The organism is Streptomyces albiaxialis, from assembly GCF_039530985.1.
Lineage (GTDB): Bacteria > Actinomycetota > Actinomycetes > Streptomycetales > Streptomycetaceae > Streptomyces > Streptomyces albiaxialis.
Map to the genome: position 1 here is coordinate 106,633 of NZ_BAAAPE010000032.1, position 16,695 is coordinate 123,327.

At 68.3% G+C, this 16,695-nt stretch carries 16 protein-coding genes; 13 read left to right on the forward strand and 3 right to left on the reverse strand.

The annotated features are described in order from the left end of the window. Positions 1–26 precede the first annotated feature (26 nt). Positions 27–248 carry a hypothetical protein gene (locus tag ABD343_RS40580; RefSeq protein ID WP_344535891.1) on the forward strand — a complete coding sequence of 74 codons (222 nt, stop codon included), beginning with the start codon at positions 27–29 and terminating at the stop codon, positions 246–248. A 25-nt stretch (positions 249–273) separates the two neighbouring features. Here the strand turns inward: ABD343_RS40580 and ABD343_RS40585 are convergent, their stop codons facing one another. After that, the gene (locus ABD343_RS40585; RefSeq protein ID WP_344535893.1) at positions 274–573 is read right to left on the reverse strand and encodes a YiaA/YiaB family inner membrane protein; all 300 of its coding nucleotides are present in this window, start codon (positions 571–573) and stop codon (positions 274–276) included. A 148-nt stretch (positions 574–721) separates the two neighbouring features. On the opposite strand from ABD343_RS40585, the gene ABD343_RS40590 reads away from it, so the two are divergent. From ABD343_RS40590 to ABD343_RS40605, 4 genes are all read left to right on the forward strand, one after another. Further along, complete coding sequence (locus ABD343_RS40590; protein ID WP_344535894.1) at positions 722–1,012, forward strand: hypothetical protein; 291 nt, start codon at positions 722–724, stop codon at positions 1,010–1,012. 96 nt (positions 1,013–1,108) lie between these two features. Next, positions 1,109–1,549: a hypothetical protein gene (locus tag ABD343_RS40595; RefSeq protein WP_344535895.1), complete on the forward strand. Its 441-nt coding sequence runs from the start codon at positions 1,109–1,111 to the stop codon at positions 1,547–1,549. Between the two features lie 40 nt (positions 1,550–1,589). Beyond that, positions 1,590–3,977 carry a hypothetical protein gene (locus ABD343_RS40600; RefSeq protein WP_344535896.1) on the forward strand — a complete coding sequence of 796 codons (2,388 nt, stop codon included), beginning with the start codon at positions 1,590–1,592 and terminating at the stop codon, positions 3,975–3,977. 13 nt (positions 3,978–3,990) lie between these two features. Continuing rightward, positions 3,991–4,593, forward strand: coding sequence for a hypothetical protein (locus ABD343_RS40605; RefSeq protein ID WP_344535897.1), 603 nt, complete (start codon positions 3,991–3,993; stop codon positions 4,591–4,593). A 45-nt stretch (positions 4,594–4,638) separates the two neighbouring features. Here the strand turns inward: ABD343_RS40605 and ABD343_RS40610 are convergent, their stop codons facing one another. Further along, entirely contained in the window at positions 4,639–4,950 is a 312-nt protein-coding gene (locus ABD343_RS40610; protein ID WP_344535898.1) for a GntR family transcriptional regulator, read from the reverse strand. A 349-nt stretch (positions 4,951–5,299) separates the two neighbouring features. Between ABD343_RS40610 and ABD343_RS40615 the strand changes: the two genes are divergently transcribed. The 8 genes from ABD343_RS40615 to ABD343_RS40650 all read left to right on the forward strand — a co-directional run bounded on the left by ABD343_RS40615 (position 5,300) and on the right by ABD343_RS40650 (position 15,133). Further along, positions 5,300–5,422, forward strand: a complete 123-nt coding sequence (locus ABD343_RS40615) for a hypothetical protein (RefSeq protein WP_344535899.1) — start codon at positions 5,300–5,302, stop codon at positions 5,420–5,422. Next, on the forward strand, positions 5,419–5,802 hold the full coding sequence (locus tag ABD343_RS40620) for a hypothetical protein (RefSeq protein ID WP_344535900.1): 384 nt from the start codon (positions 5,419–5,421) through the stop codon (positions 5,800–5,802). Before ABD343_RS40615 ends, ABD343_RS40620 begins: the two co-directional genes overlap by 4 nt. A 283-nt stretch (positions 5,803–6,085) precedes the next feature. Further along, positions 6,086–6,928, forward strand: a complete 843-nt coding sequence (locus ABD343_RS40625) for a DUF8175 domain-containg protein (protein WP_344535901.1) — start codon at positions 6,086–6,088, stop codon at positions 6,926–6,928. Then, on the forward strand, positions 6,918–8,306 hold the full coding sequence (locus ABD343_RS40630; RefSeq protein ID WP_344535902.1) for a hypothetical protein: 1,389 nt from the start codon (positions 6,918–6,920) through the stop codon (positions 8,304–8,306). The genes ABD343_RS40625 and ABD343_RS40630 overlap by 11 nt, the downstream gene beginning before the upstream one ends. 50 nt (positions 8,307–8,356) lie before the next feature. Next, entirely contained in the window at positions 8,357–9,865 is a 1,509-nt protein-coding gene (locus tag ABD343_RS40635) for an SCO6880 family protein (protein ID WP_425578393.1), read from the forward strand. A 215-nt stretch (positions 9,866–10,080) separates the two neighbouring features. Beyond that, positions 10,081–11,520 carry an ATP-binding protein gene (locus tag ABD343_RS40640; protein WP_344535905.1) on the forward strand — a complete coding sequence of 480 codons (1,440 nt, stop codon included), beginning with the start codon at positions 10,081–10,083 and terminating at the stop codon, positions 11,518–11,520. 101 nt (positions 11,521–11,621) lie between these two features. After that, positions 11,622–13,283, forward strand: a complete 1,662-nt coding sequence (locus ABD343_RS40645) for a hypothetical protein (RefSeq protein ID WP_425578391.1) — start codon at positions 11,622–11,624, stop codon at positions 13,281–13,283. Between the two features lie 125 nt (positions 13,284–13,408). Beyond that, on the forward strand, positions 13,409–15,133 hold the full coding sequence (locus ABD343_RS40650) for a sigma-70 family RNA polymerase sigma factor (protein WP_344535906.1): 1,725 nt from the start codon (positions 13,409–13,411) through the stop codon (positions 15,131–15,133). Between the two features lie 63 nt (positions 15,134–15,196). On the opposite strand, the gene ABD343_RS40655 is transcribed toward ABD343_RS40650, so the two are convergent. Next, a complete protein-coding gene (locus ABD343_RS40655; RefSeq protein WP_344535908.1) occupies positions 15,197–16,489 on the reverse strand; it encodes a ricin-type beta-trefoil lectin domain protein in 1,293 nt (430 codons plus the stop codon). Positions 16,490–16,695: the final 206 nt, after the last annotated feature.

Consider the following 16,695-nt stretch of genomic DNA (forward strand, 5'->3'; position numbering starts at 1 on the left):
CGTCCCGAGGAGAGTCAGAGACAGCCATGCGCGAACCCCTCCGCCGCTGGGCGGCCCTCGCCGCCACCGCGGCCGCCGTAACCGCCCTCACGGCCCTGACGGCCGGCACGGCCCACGCCGACGAGTACCCGAAGCACTCCCACAACGGCCCCCGCGTCGGCCTGGTCAACGCGGGCCAGATCGACGACCCGATGGAAGACGTCCTGGAGCACTTCCTGCTCTTCGGCGACGGCTACCGCTGGGACTGAGACGGGCGGGGACCCCTGGGTTCTCTCAGACCTGTGTCTGCCCGAACTGGTCCTGATCCGTGAGGATCTTGTCGATCCGCGCCTTGTCGACGCGGTTCGTCACCTCCTCGGCCTCCTGCCGGTCCCGTACGCACTTCGCCAGCGTGAACGCCGACGTGACGACGAAGACCAGCCCGAGGCCGAGGAACCCCCGCTCCCACTGCCCCACGGGCAGCCGGATGATCCCGATCAGCAACGCGGCCATGGCGACGCCGAAGGCGATGGCCGACTGCACGAAGAAGGCGGTGGTCGTGGGCCGTTGAATGCTCGGAGGAGATGAAGTCATAACCCCACGGTGCGCCGCCGCGGGGCCGGGCGCATGGGTACGAATACTCAACTCAGCGGCCGAGCCGTCGAGACCGCGGCCGATTCTTGACGTGAACCGAACAGGAACCCCCCGTTCCCGCTGCGAAGCGGCCACTTCCGTAACTACGGTGTGCGACAGAACTGTCACTCGCGTCACTAGGAACGGCGTATGCCCGGTCAACGGCAATGGTTCGATCGGTATCCCGTACACCCGCGGCAAGTCCGCGCAGGACCCGCCCTGCGGTCTCACCTACCTCCGTTCCACCCCCAAGGGCCAGGACTACCCCCTCAAGGCGTCGCTGACGTGGGAGACCGACTGGACCGGTACGGACGGTGCGGGCGGCCAACTCCCCGATGGAGCCTACGGCGACGAACAGTCCGTCACAGTCGGCGAAGTCCAATCGGTCAACCGCGACTGACCGCTCCAGCGCCGACTCGGCGCCGACTGGCTAAAGTGCTCATCCAACCGCACACCGCACGCACATCACTACGTTCAGCGATGGGAGCGCACCCACATGTCCTTCGAGCAGCAGTGGGCTCGGAGCAGCGAGAACGCGCGTATGCGCCTCAATCACGCCCTGCCCCCGGACGGCAACACAGGCGCGGACCTGGATGTCACGCCGGCGGACAAACGGGCCGCCGCCCGCTACCTCGAACGCGAACTCGGCCCGGCAGCGGTACGCAAGGGCGCCCAGGCGATAACGGCCTCCTCCGCCCTCTTCGGCACCAGCAACACGGCGCGGGGAGCACTGCGCGGCTGGGACACGAGGAAGGGTCTGGACTTCTGCCAGGAGCGCTGGGAAGAGGCGTGGCAGAACGTCTGCAATCACTTCCACCGCGAGATCAACGCTCTCGGCGGCACAGCCAAGCTCTTCGAGGGCGAGGAGCACCGCAAGGTGCACGACTTCACGAGCATCGCTCGTTCAGAGGGCAAGAGCCGCGTGAACGACCTTTAGCCGAGGAAGCCTGCGAGCGAGGAGCGAGGGGGAGCATCGGGTGCAGTTGACCTATCACGACATCATGAATGCCGACTTGAGTGCGCTGACCACGGCCGCCGGGGAATGGCGCAAGATGGCCGAAGGCTGCGAGACGGTACGCAACAACTACCGCGACCACGTCCGTACGAAACTCAAGGGCTGGTCAGGCGACGCGTCAACAAGCTTCTGGCTCTCCTCGAACACCACGCTCCACGAACTCAGCGCGGCGAAGACCCAGGCCGAGAAGGTCGCCAGCCTCCTGGACGATGCCCACGAACGGCTCGTGGAAGCCCGGAAGCACCTCACGTCGGTGAGGGATGCCGCCATCGAGGAGGGCGGCATGAAGGTCGACGAGTACGGCAAGTGCACCACGGACACGAGCAAGCTGCTGACGAAGGACGTCGATGGCGCCGCCAGCAACCCCGTTCGCATGCACGCCGAGGCCAAGTGGACCCGCCGCATCCAGAAAGCCGTCCAGCACGTCGACGACACCGACTACGACAACATGCTCGCCCTCAAGGCCGCGGCGAAGGACACCGACGGCAAGGGCGACAAGAACGGCTTCAACAGCAGGGCCGTCGGGGACGTGGAGAAATACGCGGCCCAGCGCTCGGCAGACCTGGCCATGCGGCTCAACGCGGACAAGGACGGCGGCGGCCTGACTCCGAAGGAGCGCCACGAACTCCAGGTCCATATGCGCTCGAACGCAACGGACCCCGAGTTCTCCCGCCCGTTCCTCAAGGGCCTCGGCGGTGACGGCGCGGAGGGCACGATCAAGCTCGCCAACGCACTGACCGTGCTGCAGGCCAAGGAGCACGGCGAGCCGGACGCCGCCCAGTACCGCAGCTTGGAGAAGAGCCTCGCAACGAACGTCGCATCAGCAACGGCAGTCCCCCGTTTCGAGGACAAGAACGGCAAGAAGCTCGCACTCGGCTCAGAGGCATACGGCAAGAAGTACGCAGCATGGCTGAACGGGAAGGACGGTGCCTTCTACCAGGACTGGCGGAAGGAGATGCAACGGGTCGGAGCGAAGGAGTGGTCCACGCCTTCCGGACTTCCCCCCAACCCCGCATATGCCGACCCCAAGGCACGCGGCTACCAGACACTGGCCACGCTGATGAAGCACGGCGACGGCTATTCGGCCCAGATGCTCCATGACCTCGGTGATGACATTCACGCGGCGGAGAAGAAAGACAAAGATATCTGGGACAACAGCAGCAATTTCCCGAAGGGTGACTTGGAGACCGATCCATACGATGCCGTTCTCGGTCTGATGGCCAAAGAACCTGAAACCGCGGCCAGCTATCTGGATCCCTCCTCCGACTCGTACACGCCTGAGGGAGCGAACTCCGCGCACAACGATCGCTTGGAGTACCTGGTCAAATATCGGGACTGGGAGAGCATCAATGGTTCGGAACCCCCTGTCGACCCGGAGGACAAGAAGGCGCTCGACAAGGACGCGTACGACGGCTTCGAGGCAGCGCTCAAGGCCGGCGCCACCGGCCGCATGCCAGAGGAACAAGCGGCTACGATCCCACCGCACCACTCCGCCGCGAATGCCCGGATCATGGACAAGACAGTCCAACTCTTCGGCGAGCATCCCAGCCTCATCCGAAAGGAGGGCGAGAAGGTAGGCGATTTCCTCCATCTCCGCCCCGCACTTGGCGATATGGCAGCGGACTACTCCGGAGACATTCAGCGCAAGATGTATCCGAACCCGGATCTTCCGGTGAACGGAGCTACGGCGAAGCTCGAAGACGGGTTGACGTCATTCCTCGGCTCAATAGCACGGGACCCGCACTCCTACGGCGCCATCACCGCCGCCCAGCAGACCTATACGGCCCATCACTTGCAAGAAGTTGCCAAGGGAATCACTCCTGATCTCACGGAAGCAGAAATCAGGGCTCGTTCCGCCGACGCAACCCAGGCGGGTGCCCGCGTCTCTGGGATCATGGCTGAGGCGAAGGCCGACAGTATTTACGAGGAAAAGATCGCGGATGCTCGCTCTTCCAACGAAAAGGTCGAGGAAGCGAGTAAATGGGCGAATCGTTTTGCGAGTCTAGCAACTGGCGGTGCTATCGGTGGCCCTCACGGATCCGCACTCGCCATTCCTCCCGCCGGATGGGCACAGGAGGATCTCAATAAAATTATCATGGACCACATCCAGAAGGATGTTCCGGAAGTAACCTACGACGCAGAGAACAAAGCTCAACTAATCTTCGATGACAGCCGCGATCTAACCATGCGCACTGCCTGGTCGCTCGCGAACGAAGCGGGAAGGGCTCAAGATCTCGATAAGGATTCCCTCGACGCACTAAGGCAGGGCGCGGGGATCAGGGCAGAAGACGCCTACACGAGTGGCACAAATGCGGCCCGCGCGCACGGGGCCGCACCCGCCAAGAGCTAACAGAAAGGCGAGCATGTCAAGAATTTCCCGATCCGGAGGAGTGGTATTCTGCGCCATCATCGCCTCCCTCTCCATGGCATTGGGCGGCTGCAGCAGCGAAGAACCAGAGACCCCGAAACGAGGATATCCAGTACCGTCAGAATTCTGTGGCCTCAACGTCTCACGGGGCGCCCTATTGGAGATCTTCAAGGGCGGAAAGCGGATCAAAAAAGAAAATGGTGCACCCTGGGGAGACAAATCTGGACTGGATTCACAGGGATGCCGATATGACATCGACGGGCTTCCGTCCGTGGATTTGGATGGAAATTGGGTGTCAAGAGATTACCCTGTGCGCACCCCAGACCCCAAGGCAGCACTGAAGAAATATTACCCTTCTGCTAAACCTCGCAGGCACAACGGTCGCTACGATTCGGCAACCTGGCTGCACGGATTCGTCGTGACACTCAAGTGCCGTTCTCATGACGAGAATTACCGCTACGACTGGTTCCAGCTAAGACTCAACGTAGATCACCTTCTCCATAAAGATGATGCCGCGCGCACTCATAAAGAGTTCGAGAAGCTGGCGACTGGAGTTGCAGTCGAGGCCGAAAAGAGGCTCGCCTGCGAAGGGAAATGAATCGCTTTACGGGAAACATGGACCTGAGGCGTCCCGCTTTGACCTCTATTCAAATTGTTTGCGCACTGCACTCGGGGACTCTTCAGTGTGACGCTCCATCACATAACTTCCGCGCCCTGTGACCGTCTGCACGTAGCCGCGGTCCGCCAGCAGTCGAATCGACTTCCGCGCGGTGCCGCGTGCTATGCCGAACTCGTCCATGAGTTGCGTCTCGCTCGGGATGGAGCGGCGTACCGGATAGTCACCACGCTCGATACGCGCGATCAGGACAGCCGCGAGCTGTAGCCAAACGGGATCTGGCGAGTCGTGCTCCACCTCGTCGTCCGGGCCGTACCCATCGGGAAGTTGAGGATCCATGAGCACAACCGTAAACAACTCAGTCTAAGATCGCCTGTTTCCGATCGTATATGGCCGGGCATACCCCGACGCGTACTGACGTGTATAGGTTGGTTCGCACAAGAGACCCCGGCGACGGATAGCAGCCGTCCCGGGGCATGGCCAACGCGGCAACAGGAGCGTCGACGTGACCGACCATATCCGTTGTGCCCTCGCATGGTTGAGGGCTCTGCTCAGGCCCACCCCCGTTCCCGTTGCGAGGAGGCGCCCAGCCCACGCACAAGCACCGCGCATCCCCCACCAGCGCACGCTGCCCGCGCACCGCGCTCAGCACAGCGCCCCGTTCGTCGACGGCGACGCCTCTCCCCTCGTGCGCCCCTATCTCACCGTCCACGAGCAACAAGAGCGCCGCACGGCTCTCGCGCTCGCGCTCGACGGCATCGATGTCGGACCCTGGATCATCCACGGCGTCCCGATCGGCGCCGCCGCGTGACCCCGTCCCGGGCCGACATCTGCATCCTGTGCCAGGAGCCGACCCCCCACCCCGTCATGGTCGACGCCGTCGAGACCGGAAGCGGACCCGGCGCCATCCTTTATGCCTGCCCGCCCTGCGCCCGCGTCTACGCACGCTCCCCCATGGCCCCCGCATGGCTGCGCGTCAGCGACGACCTCGCCGGGTGGCGGATCGACATCGTCCCCACCAAGAACGTTCGGATCGAGATCACTGGCCACATCACCATTCCGCTATGGCTGCTTCGGGATCGCGAACACCACACCGGCCTCGATCTCACTCTCTCCCCCGCCGAGGCCGCGACACTGCACGCACAGCTCGGCCGGGCGCTGGAGGGCACACAGGGGGCGCACCCGGCGTAAGGCCCTCAGCATTGCCCCTTCAGCTCGTTCATCCACAGGCTGTGGATAGACGGTGCAGCCCCTGCCGCGGAACCGTTCACGCGGTTCACATAGTGGCCCAGCAGTACGTATGCGCTGCCGGGGAACGATGCACGGAGGCGCACCGTACCGAGTGCTGGGATGCTTCCGTCCGCCTCCGCCGCTCTCGGCACATGGCAGGCGTGGCGCCGCTAACGTCGAGTGAGGAGACAATGCTCTGACGGAAGTTGGGAAGTTGAGTTGAGGTCGAGGGGGCCAGCCCGGCATGAGTGACGGCGGCGACTACGGGAATGAGCGCCATCCCGCGAGCCGGGGCGGACGGCTCACGACGCGCACACGGCTGCCCGACGGCGAGGGCGGCAGGACGCCCACGCCCCGTCCCGGACGGAGCCTGATCACCGTCGTGGGCGTGGTGGTCCTGCTCATCGCCGCCATCGCGTTCGCCAACAGGGGAGGCGGAGACGGCGGTTCCGACGACGGGGGCGGAGGCGGAGGCAGCGACCGTAAACCGGAAGCCGCCCAGCCGACGGCGCCGTCCGGCGAGAAGCCGGTGCAGAGCGACCCCGGAAAGATCCCCTCCGGCTTCTCCAAGTCGGAACAGGGCGCGGAGAGTGCCGCGGCGAACTATGCGATGGCGTTGGGGGGCGACGGCATGTTCAGGGAGGACAGTCGTCACGAGATCGTGGAGGCCGTCGCCGCGCCCTCCGCCCTGGACAAGCTCCAGTCCGGCTTCGACGCCGACTACAGCAGGAGTCTCAACAAGAGCATCGGCCTCGACGAAAAGGGCAAGGCCCCCTCCGGGTCCACCTTCGTGAACCGAACGATGCCCGCTGGAACCGACGTCAAGAAGTACGGGTCGGACAAGGCGACCGTGGCCGTCTGGTGCACAGGGCTCTTCGGTGTCGCGGGCGAGAAGTCCACCAAGCCAGTGACGGCGAGTTGGTTCACCATCACCTTCCAACTGGAATGGAGCGACGGCGACTGGAAGGTCACCGACTCCAAGCAGAAGAAGGGTCCGACGCCGGTCACCGGCGACGATCCGGTCTCCGGCGCGGACGAGATCAGCGAAGCGGCGAACGAATACGGAGGCTTCACCTATGCCCGGTAGTCCCCATCGCCGCGCGGCCCGGCTCGCCACGGTGGCGGCCGGTCTGCCGATCATGCTGATGCTCACGGCATCGCGCGCGTTCGCCGCGCCCGATGACGATCCCTGCGAACTCGTCTCAGGCCCCGCCAAGGACATCTGCGAGAAGGGTGACGATGGCGGAGGCGGCGGCGGAGGCGGAGGCGGCCGTGCCCCCGAGCCCGAGTACGCCGCCGACCCCCTCAAGTCGCTCGCGAAAGGCTGCGCCGACGCCGCCGCGTGGACCGTCGACAAGCTTGCCGACCTCGTCAACTCCACGACGAAGGTGGACTTCACCAACGGTGAGTTTCTCCGGCAGTACGCCGTCGTGTTCGCCGCCTCGACGATCCTGACGCTCACCCTCTGGCTGCTGGCCGTCGCCAAGCGGGCCGTGCGCGGCGTGCCACTCACCGAGGCGCTGACCGAGGCGATCGGGTTCCTGTGGCTGACCGTGCTGGCGTCCGCGTTCACGCCGCTGATCCTCTATACGGTCGTCTCGGCCACCGACGGCGTGACGGACGTCGTCGCGTCGGGGACGTCCGGGAAGACGGATCAGTTCTTCGGGACGTTCTCCGAGGCGTTGAAGAAGGGCAACGACGTCGGCGGCGGCCCGATCATGCTGATCGTCGTGTCGCTCGTCTCCGTGCTCGCCGCGGGCGTGCTGTACCTCGAACTCGTCGTACGCGCCGCGATGCTGTACGTCGGCGCGCTGCTCGGCACCGCCGTGTACGCCGGGCTGGTCGACAAGAATCTGTGGGGACACGTCCGCCGCTGGGCGGGCATCATGATCGCTGTGATTCTCGTGAAGCCGGTGATCGTGATCGTGCTCGGCCTCGCCGGCGCGCTCGCGAGCGGCGACGGGCCCGATGCCACGTCGGCGATCATCTCCGGCCTGGCCATCATCCTGCTGGCCATCTTCGCGAGCGCGATGATCTACCGCTTCGTGCCCGGCTTCGGCGACGACATTGTCAACCACCGCAACTCCATCCGCGACCCCTCCTCCCGCGCGGCGGCCGCGGTCGTCTCCTCGCCCGCCTCGCTCGTCCGCCAGGGCATCAACACGCACGGCGCGCGCGGCGGCCAGGCAGGCGGCGCGGCGGCGCAGAGCGCCTCGCCGGGCGGCGGCGGGCAGGGCGGCACCGTCACCGGCGGCGTCGCGGCCCACAGCTCGCGGAACGGCGGAGGCGGCGCAGGCGTGCCCCCGGTCGGCGCGGGCGGCGGAGGCGGCGCCGGCTCCGACGGCGGCGGCGCGTCCGTACGGAAACAACCCGCGCCCCCCGCGCCCCGTTCGCCACACGCCTCTCGTCCGCCCCGACAAGCCAGCCCCAAACCCAACCGCCCCTCCGGAGGTGACCGCCGGTGACGACCCCCTCCCACACGGCGCCCGGCGTCACGGGTCCGCGCCGTACGTACATGATCGGCCGTGCGCGGCCCAACGCGATCGTCGGCAAGAACCGGGAGACCGGCGAGATCGGCCTGATCATCGCCGGTGCCTTCCTCGGCATGATGAGCGGCCTGCTCATCCCCGTCCTGTCCCTCCGCATCCCGGCGCTCATCGGCTTCCCGGTGATCGCGCTGGCGGCGATCTACGTGCCGTACAAGGGACGGACGGTTTACAAATGGTTTGAGATCAACCGTTCTTACAAGCGGATGCTCCGCAACGGAACGACCTACCGCTCCGACGCCGCCGAAGCCGGCACCCGGATCGACGGCAAGGAGGTCGAGGTCGGCCCGCCGCCCGGTGTCGGCCGTATCAACTGGCTCGCCGCGCCCTTCGGCCCCGACGAGATCGCGGTGCTGCTCCACGCCGACCGGCGCACGGTCACCGCCGCGATCGAGATCGAGGGCCCCGGCGTCGGCCTGCGCGACAGCGAGGACCAGGAGGCCCTGGTCGACCGCTTCGGCACGCTCCTCAAGCACGTCGCGAACGGCGACGGGTACGTGACGCGCCTCCAGATGCTCGCCCGCACCCTCCCCGCCGACCCCGACGCGCACGCGAAGGACGTCGCCCAGCGCGGCGACGAGAAGGCGGCGCCCTGGCTGCGTTCCTCCTACGACCAGCTCCAGTCCATGGTCTCGACCTCCAGCGAGCAGCACCGCGCGTACCTCGTGGCCTGCATGCACTACGGCCGCGAGCTGGCCACGGAGGGCGCCACGCTCGCGAAGGCCGCGCGACGGACGGCCGGCCGCAAGCTGACCAAGGACGAGGGGCTCGCGATCGTGATGGCGCGCGAGCTGACCGACATCTGCGCCCGCCTCGCCGAGGCCGACATCCGCGTGCGCCAGCCGCTCGGGCAGGCGCGCCTGGCGTCGCTGGTCCACTCGATGTACGACCCGGATCACCCCATCGACCACATCCAGGCCATGTCGAAGCGGAACGCGTGGCCCGCCGAGCTCGACGCGGTGGAGCCGACGTACCTCCAGGCCAAGACCCGCGAGTCGAGCACCCGTGCACCCTGGTGCCACGCCACGGCCTGGGTGAAGGAGTGGCCGATGACGCCGGTCGGGGTCAACTTCCTGGCCCCGCTGCTGGTCCACACACCCGATGTGATCCGGACGGTCGCGGTCGCGATGGATCTGGAACCGACCGAGCTCGCGATCGAGCGGATGCTGACGGAGAAGACCAACGACGAGGCCGAGGCGAGCCGCGCCGCCAAGATGAACCGCACGATCGACCCGCGCGACGTCGCCGCGCACGGCCGCGTCGACCAGCGCGGCGAGGACCTGGCCTCCGGCGCTGCCGGGGTCAACCTCGTCGGCTACATCACGGTCTCCTCGCGTTCCCCGGAGGCACTCGCCCGCGACAAGCGGACGATCAGGGCCTCGGCCGGCAAGAGCTATCTGAAACTGGAGTGGTGCGACAGGGAACACCACAGGGCGTTCGTCAACACCCTGCCGTTCGCGACGGGCATCCGCCGCTGACACGGACGGCGGGGAGGGAGGCGCACGGCAGCCAACGTCCCCTGTGGGTCGTGCCGTTCGGTCCGTACGATCAAGAGGGCAAGAGGAACGGCACACCCGCACGTCCCCGCACCACCAGGTGCCACTCGGTACCGTTCGGTTCCATCCGGTTCCGTCCGGAGTCGCTCGGCATCACCCGGTAACACCCGCACAGGCCCAGGCCGGAGGTAGCCACAATGGCCGCGCTCGATCCGCTGACCGCAATCACCGAAGCTTTCACCAGCTTCCTCTTCGGCAAGACCGAGACGACGCGCCTCCCCGTCCGCACGTCCACGGGCCAGGCGCAGGCCGTCTATCTCCCCACGGCCGCGCCCGGACTCGGCGACTCGGGCGTCATCATCGGCCGAGAGGTCTACAGCGGGAAGGGTTACATCTACGATCCTTTCCAGCTTTACGGTCAGCAGCTCCCCGCACCGCACTGGCTCGTCCTCGGCGAGTCCGGCAACGGCAAGTCGGCGCTGGAGAAGACGTACGTCCTGCGCCAGCTCCGTTTCCGCGACCGCCAGGTCGTCGTCCTCGACGCCCAGGGCGAGGACGGCGTCGGCGAGTGGAACCTGATCGCCGAGGAGATGGGCATAACCCCCATCCGCCTCGACCCCGCCGCCGCGCTCGACCAGGGCATCCGCCTCAACCCGCTGGACCCCGCGATCACCACCACGGGCCAGCTCGCGCTGCTGCGCACCATCATCGAGGTCGCGATGGGACACGGCCTGGACGAGCGTTCGGGCTTCGCGCTGAAGGTGGCGCACGCGTACGTCAACGCCACGATCGCCGACCGCCAGCCGATCCTCACCGACATCGTCGAACAGCTCCGCCACCCCAAGCCGGAGTCGGCCGAGGCGATGAACGTCGCGGTGGACGATGTACGCGCGTGGGGCCTCGACGTGGCTCTGGTGCTGGACCGGCTGGTCGACGGTGACCTGCGCGGGATGTTCGACGGGCCGACAACGGTCGGTATCGACCTGGAAGCCCCGCTGATCGTCTTCGACCTGTCGCACATCGACCGGAACTCGATCGCGATGCCGATCCTCATGGCGATCGTCGGCGTCTGGCTGGAGCACACCTGGATCCGGCCCGACCGGCGCAAGCGCATCTTCCTGGTGGAGGAGGCGTGGCACATCATCAACTCGCCGTTCGTCGCGCAGCTCTTCCAGCGGCTGCTGAAGTTCGGGCGGCGCCTCGGCCTGTCGTTCGTCGCGGTCGTCCACCACCTCTCGGACGTCGTCGACGGCGCGGCGGCCCGGGAGGCGGCGGCGATCCTCAAGATGGCTTCGACGCGGACCATCTACGCGCAGAAGGCCGACGAGGCCCGCGCGACCGGCAAGGTGCTCGGCCTGCCACGCTGGGCCGTGGAGATCATCCCCACTCTCTCGCCGGGCATAGCCGTCTGGGATGTCAACGGAAACGTGCAGGTCGTCAAGCACCTGGTCACCGAGGCCGAACGCCCGCTCGTCTTCACCGACCGCGCGATGACCGAGTCGGCGGCGGCCCGCGCCGAGACCGACGCGGCGACGTTCGAGGCCGCGCTGGAGGCGGACCTGGAGGCGGAGACCGAGGCGAGAGCCCTGGCCATGGAACGCTCGTCGTCCTCGAACTCGGGCGGCGTGGTGGCGTGATGCCGTAGCCCGGCCGGGGTGGCCTGGAACGGTCCCTCGCTCCAGGAGCCCCGCCAGGAGACCTTGCCCCTGTACCCCGCCCCCGGTTGAATGTCGGAGCCGTGCCCCACGACAACGCATCCCACCAGCCCAGGCCGCACGGCCCACGCGGTCCCCAACGCACGGGAAGCGCGGGCATCCCGGACGGCCTGCTGATCGGCGTGCTCGGCTTCCTCCTCGGCGTCACGCTCTTCACCTGGACGGCAACGGGGCTGGCGGGGCTCTTCTCGCACGGCTCGTGGCCGGAGGGCGTCAGCTTCGGGCGTACGCCGCTGGCCATCCGCGAACTCGCCACGGAGCCGCACGACCTCAAGGGCGCCTGGCCCGAGACCCCGGCGGGCCAACTGTCGGGATACGGACTGTTCTGGGGCATCTTCATCAGCCAGTTCATGGTCCTGATCGTCCTGACGATCTTCGCCCTGGGCACGATCACCCGCGCCCGGGCGGTACGCCAGGCACGGCGGATCGCGAGGGAGACGGGCGGCGACGCGGAACGCGGAGGCGGGCGAGGAGGCGGGTACGACGGCGGGCACGGAGGCGGGGGCGGAGGCGGACGATCGACACGGGACGGTTCCATTGGAGATGGTCTGTCGAAGGATCGTCCGACACCGGAGAGTCCTCTCGCGCACCGTCCGGAACCGGGAGGTCTCTCTGCGGGAGGTACTCCCGTCGAACGTCCGGCGTCGGAACGTCCGCTCGCGGACGGTCCCTCCGTAGATGGTCACTTCGCAGAGCATCCGCCACGGGAGCGTCCGCAACAGGAACGTCCCGTCGCGTACTCCTCCGGCCACCCGGACCACGCCGACCCGATGGACCCCGCGGCACGACGCCCGGCCGACGATACGGGCCCCGCATACCCGTCCGGCGCGGGCGCCCCGGCACCGGCATCCGGGCCAGGAGCCGCACCCGCGCCGTTCCCGGCCCAACCGGGCCCCCTCGGTGCACCGGGCGTCCCCGGCGCCGCACAGCCCGGCCAGGACGGCCAGGACGCCGTCACCCGCGTCCTGGAGGCCCCCGGCGCCGCCCTCGTGGCCTCGCCGAGCGCCACCGTGTGGGCGGCCACCAAGGCGGCCCGCTCGAAGCTCGGCCCCGTGCATCTCTTCGACCCCACGCACGCCTGTGACACCCCGGACCGCCTCCGCTGGTCCCCGCACCACGGCTGCGCCGACCGCGCGACGGCCGCCGCCCGCGCCGCCGCGCTCCTGGCCCCGCTGCGTTCGCCGCGCCCCATCGACGCGACGGTCCACTCCTCCGCCGAGACGCTGCTGCGCTGCTGGCTGCACGCCGCGGCGCTGGAGGACCGCCCGTTCCGCGAGGTCCACCGCTGGGCCCTGGCCTCCAGCCCGGCGACCGATCCGGTGCAGACGCTCCGTACGCACCCCAAGGCCTCGTCCGGTTCGGCGGGCGAACTGGAGGCCGTCCTCACGGGGCACCCGCAACTGCGCTCCGACGCCACGGCGCTGATCCGTCGTGCACTGGCCCCGCTCTCACAGCTCCATGTCCGGAACGCATGCACCGCGGCGCGTGCCGATCGCATCGCGATGGAATCGTTCATCAACGAAACGGGCACGCTGTACGTAGTGGGCGAGGATCCGGACGTGCTGCCGATCCTCAACGCGCTCACCCAGAGCGTGGTCGAGCACGGCCGCCGCATGGCCGCACGGTCATCCGCCGGCCGGCTCGACCCACCACTCACCTCGATCGTCGAGCTGAACGTCCCGTAGGGGACGATCGGGCATCGGACCGTCAGACAGCGGACGATCGGGCATCGGACGGTCAACCGATGGACGGTCGGAGCATCGGAGTCCCCGCTTCCGTACGCCGCCGGGCATCCCCCACAATGACCGCCATGCTCCCCAGCGGCACCAACGGCACCAACGGCACCAGTGGTACCAACGGCCCCACCAGCCCCATCTCCGGGCCCGCTTCCGGCCCCGTGAGCCGCACGGACCGGCCAGCCGACAGCGACGCCGCCCTCACGGCGGCGATACGCACCGGCCCGCCCGAGGTCTCGCAGGCCGCGCTCGACGAGCTGTACCGCCGCCACCGCCCCGCCGTCCTCGCGTACGCCCGTAACTGCTGCCGGGACGCGCACACGGCGGAGGACCTCGCCTCCGAGGCGTTCGTCCGCACGCTCCAGGCGCTCCGTTCCGGCGGCGGGCCCACCGAGGCGTGGCGCCCGTATCTGCTGACGACCGTCCGCCGTACGGCCGCCGCCTGGTACGACACCGCCCGGCGCACCGAACTCGCCCCGGACTTCGACCGCTGGCTCTCCGACGCCACCGATCCCGACGCCGAGAGCGGCGAGGAGCGCATGCTGCGGCTGGAGGACGAGCAGCTCGTCCTCCGCGCGTTCCGTTCCCTCCCCGAGCGCTGGCAGACCGCCCTGTGGCACGCGACGGTGGAGGACGAACCCGCGCCCCGTACCGCCGCGTTGCTCGGCATCAGCCCGAGCGGCCTCGCCTCGCTCACGGCACGCGCCCGGGAGGGCCTGCGGGAGGCCTACCTGACCGTGCACGCCGAACGCGTGCAGAGCTCCCCGCACGCCTCCGAGGAGTGCCGCCGCTACACGGGCCTTCTCGCCGCCTCCATACGCCGCACGGGCCGCCGTACGAACAGGGATCTCGAACGCCACCTCTCCACCTGCCCCGAGTGCCACCGCGCCCGTCTCGAACTGACCCGGCTCAACACGGGCCTGCGCACCGTCCTCCCCGCCGCGGTCCTCCTCTGGGCGGGCAGCGCGTACCTCACCAAGGCCACAGCAGTCACAGCGGTCACAGCTACGGCCGCCACAGGGGCGGCGGGCGCGGGCACGGCAAGCGCGGGCACGGCCGCGACGGCCACCGGAATCGCCGCGTCCACCAAGATCGCGTGTGCCGTCGGCGCCTCCGTACTCGCCCTCGCCATCGGCGGCTTCGTCCTCTACCCGGACGGCGACGACCCGGACCGCGCCGCCCCCGAACCCACCCGCCGGGCCGCTACGGCCACGCCGGAGGACTCCGCCCCACCGAGCCCCAAGCCCAAGCCCAAGCCCTCCAAGGGGGGCCGCAAGAAGCCCAGTCGCAAGCCGGACCGTACGACGCACCGCCCGCCCGCCTGGTCCCCGGCCGCGGACGCCCGTACCCGGCTGAGGGTCGCGTCGACGGGCCGTTGCATGGACATCGCCGCGGCGGCGGGCGCCCAGCCGCGCGAGGCCGCGTGCACGGGCGGGCGTTCGCAGCAGTGGGAGCTGCTCGTCGACCGCGCGGCGCAGGAGGCCCGCATCCGCAACCGCGCGACCGGCATGTGCCTGGTCCACACGGGCGCGGAGGCGGACGGTTCCCCGGTACGCCAGCAGCGCGCCTGCGACAGCTCGTCCCGCTCCGCCCGCTGGACGTATTACAAGGGCGGCGAGAACAACACCAGCGACGACACGATCGTCTTCGCGCAGAAGGGTTCGGGGCTCTACTTTCTCGGACTGGACGACTGGAACGAGGCCGCCAACGGCCAGCCCCACGCCGCGACCATCGGCACCACGGCCAACTACTACAACACCAAGTCCCTCCGCTTCACCTACGACGGCACGCTCTTCTGACGAACCTGACGAACCTGACGAGCTGGATGCGAAGCGGAGGGCTCGGCGACGAACGGCGCCGGACTACGCCTGGCGCATCCGGAACGTGCTGGCCCCGGCCGGCTTGGCGGCCTCGTCACCGCCGAAGCGGGGCAGGAGCTGGTACGCGTCGCGGGTGTCGCCCTGGTTCGCGCTCACCCACCACTGCTGACCGCCCTTGCCCGACCGGCAGTCGGCGAGCACCGCGCTGCCGCCCTTCCCCTTCTGCAGGCACTTCTCGCCGAGCTGGAAGGTGAAGTAGCCGCGCTTGTCGATGCGGCGCACCCAGGTCTGCTCGTCACCGGAACAGGCGCTGAGCTTCAGCCCGTTGCCGCTGCCGTTCTTCGTGAGGCACTTGCCGCTCTCGACGTCGGCGAGCCGCGCCGCGACGGGCTTCGCCGTACGATTCCGCATCAGATAGGGACTGCGCGCGACGTTCTCCTTCGGATGCTTCGCGAGGTACGAGCCGGAGGCCGGGCGCGGGTCGAAGTAGTGGAAGTCGTCCAGTCCGCAGTCGAGCACGGAGCCGGAACGCGCCCCGTGGCACCGCGGGGTCTTGTCGTAGCCGCGGCAGATCGGGTCGTTCCCCTGGGCCTTGTCCTCGTCGCAGTGGGTCACGCCGAAGTTGTGGACCATCTCGTGGGTCATCGCGCCCTCGCCGGCACAGCCCCAGGACACCTCGGCCCAGCCACTGTGCGCATCGGCACGCGACTCGGGCCCCGGCGCACCGGCCGTACCGCAGCCGTCGGGCTTCCCCGTGTCGTAGAAGAACAGCTTCCTGTGGGTGCTGTCCCACTTCTCGAACTTCGCTTCGCTGCCGCCGAGCCGCTTGGTGACGGCCTTCTTCACGGCGGCCGACGCGGCCTCGCGCACCTCGCCCATCGCGTGCTTCTCGCCGAGCCCGGAGACCGGGACGGACAGCACGTCCGGGCGGCACTTCTCATCCTGGACGACGCGGGGGCGGCGGCTGGAGTCGTAGCCCGCGTACCGCTGTGCGCTGGCCTCGAAGACCTGGTCGATGTCCCACACCACCCGCTGCACCGAAGCGGGGCCGGTCTTCCGGGGCCCGTGCCCCTCGCGGTAGACGTAAACAGCCTGGTACCGGCCCTTGCCGTCGCCGTCCTTACCGTCGTCGCAGGCCACGGCGCCGACCGGAGCCGTCTTGACCTCGGAAGCCACCTCGGCCGATGACTTCGTCGTCGTCTCGTCGGCCCAGCCGGGCATTCCCATCGCGCTCCACACAAGGGCGAGGACGACGGCCGCGGCCCCGCCGGGCGCCATGAACTTCCACCGCCTCGCGCGGTGCTCTCCTCGTGAACGCGCTCGCTTCGAACTCACAAAGCCTCCTGTTGTGGGGGTACACAGGAGGAGAGAGCGAGGTACGGGGACGATCCCGCGGGTTTATCGACCCGTTATCTGTGAGCGAGACAGCTTCCCGGAAACGCGAAGAAGCCCCGTTGACACTGACCGTGTCAACGGGGCTTCTTCTATGTTTAGTTCGGCGGTGTCCTACTCTCCCACACGCTCCCGCATGCAGTACCATC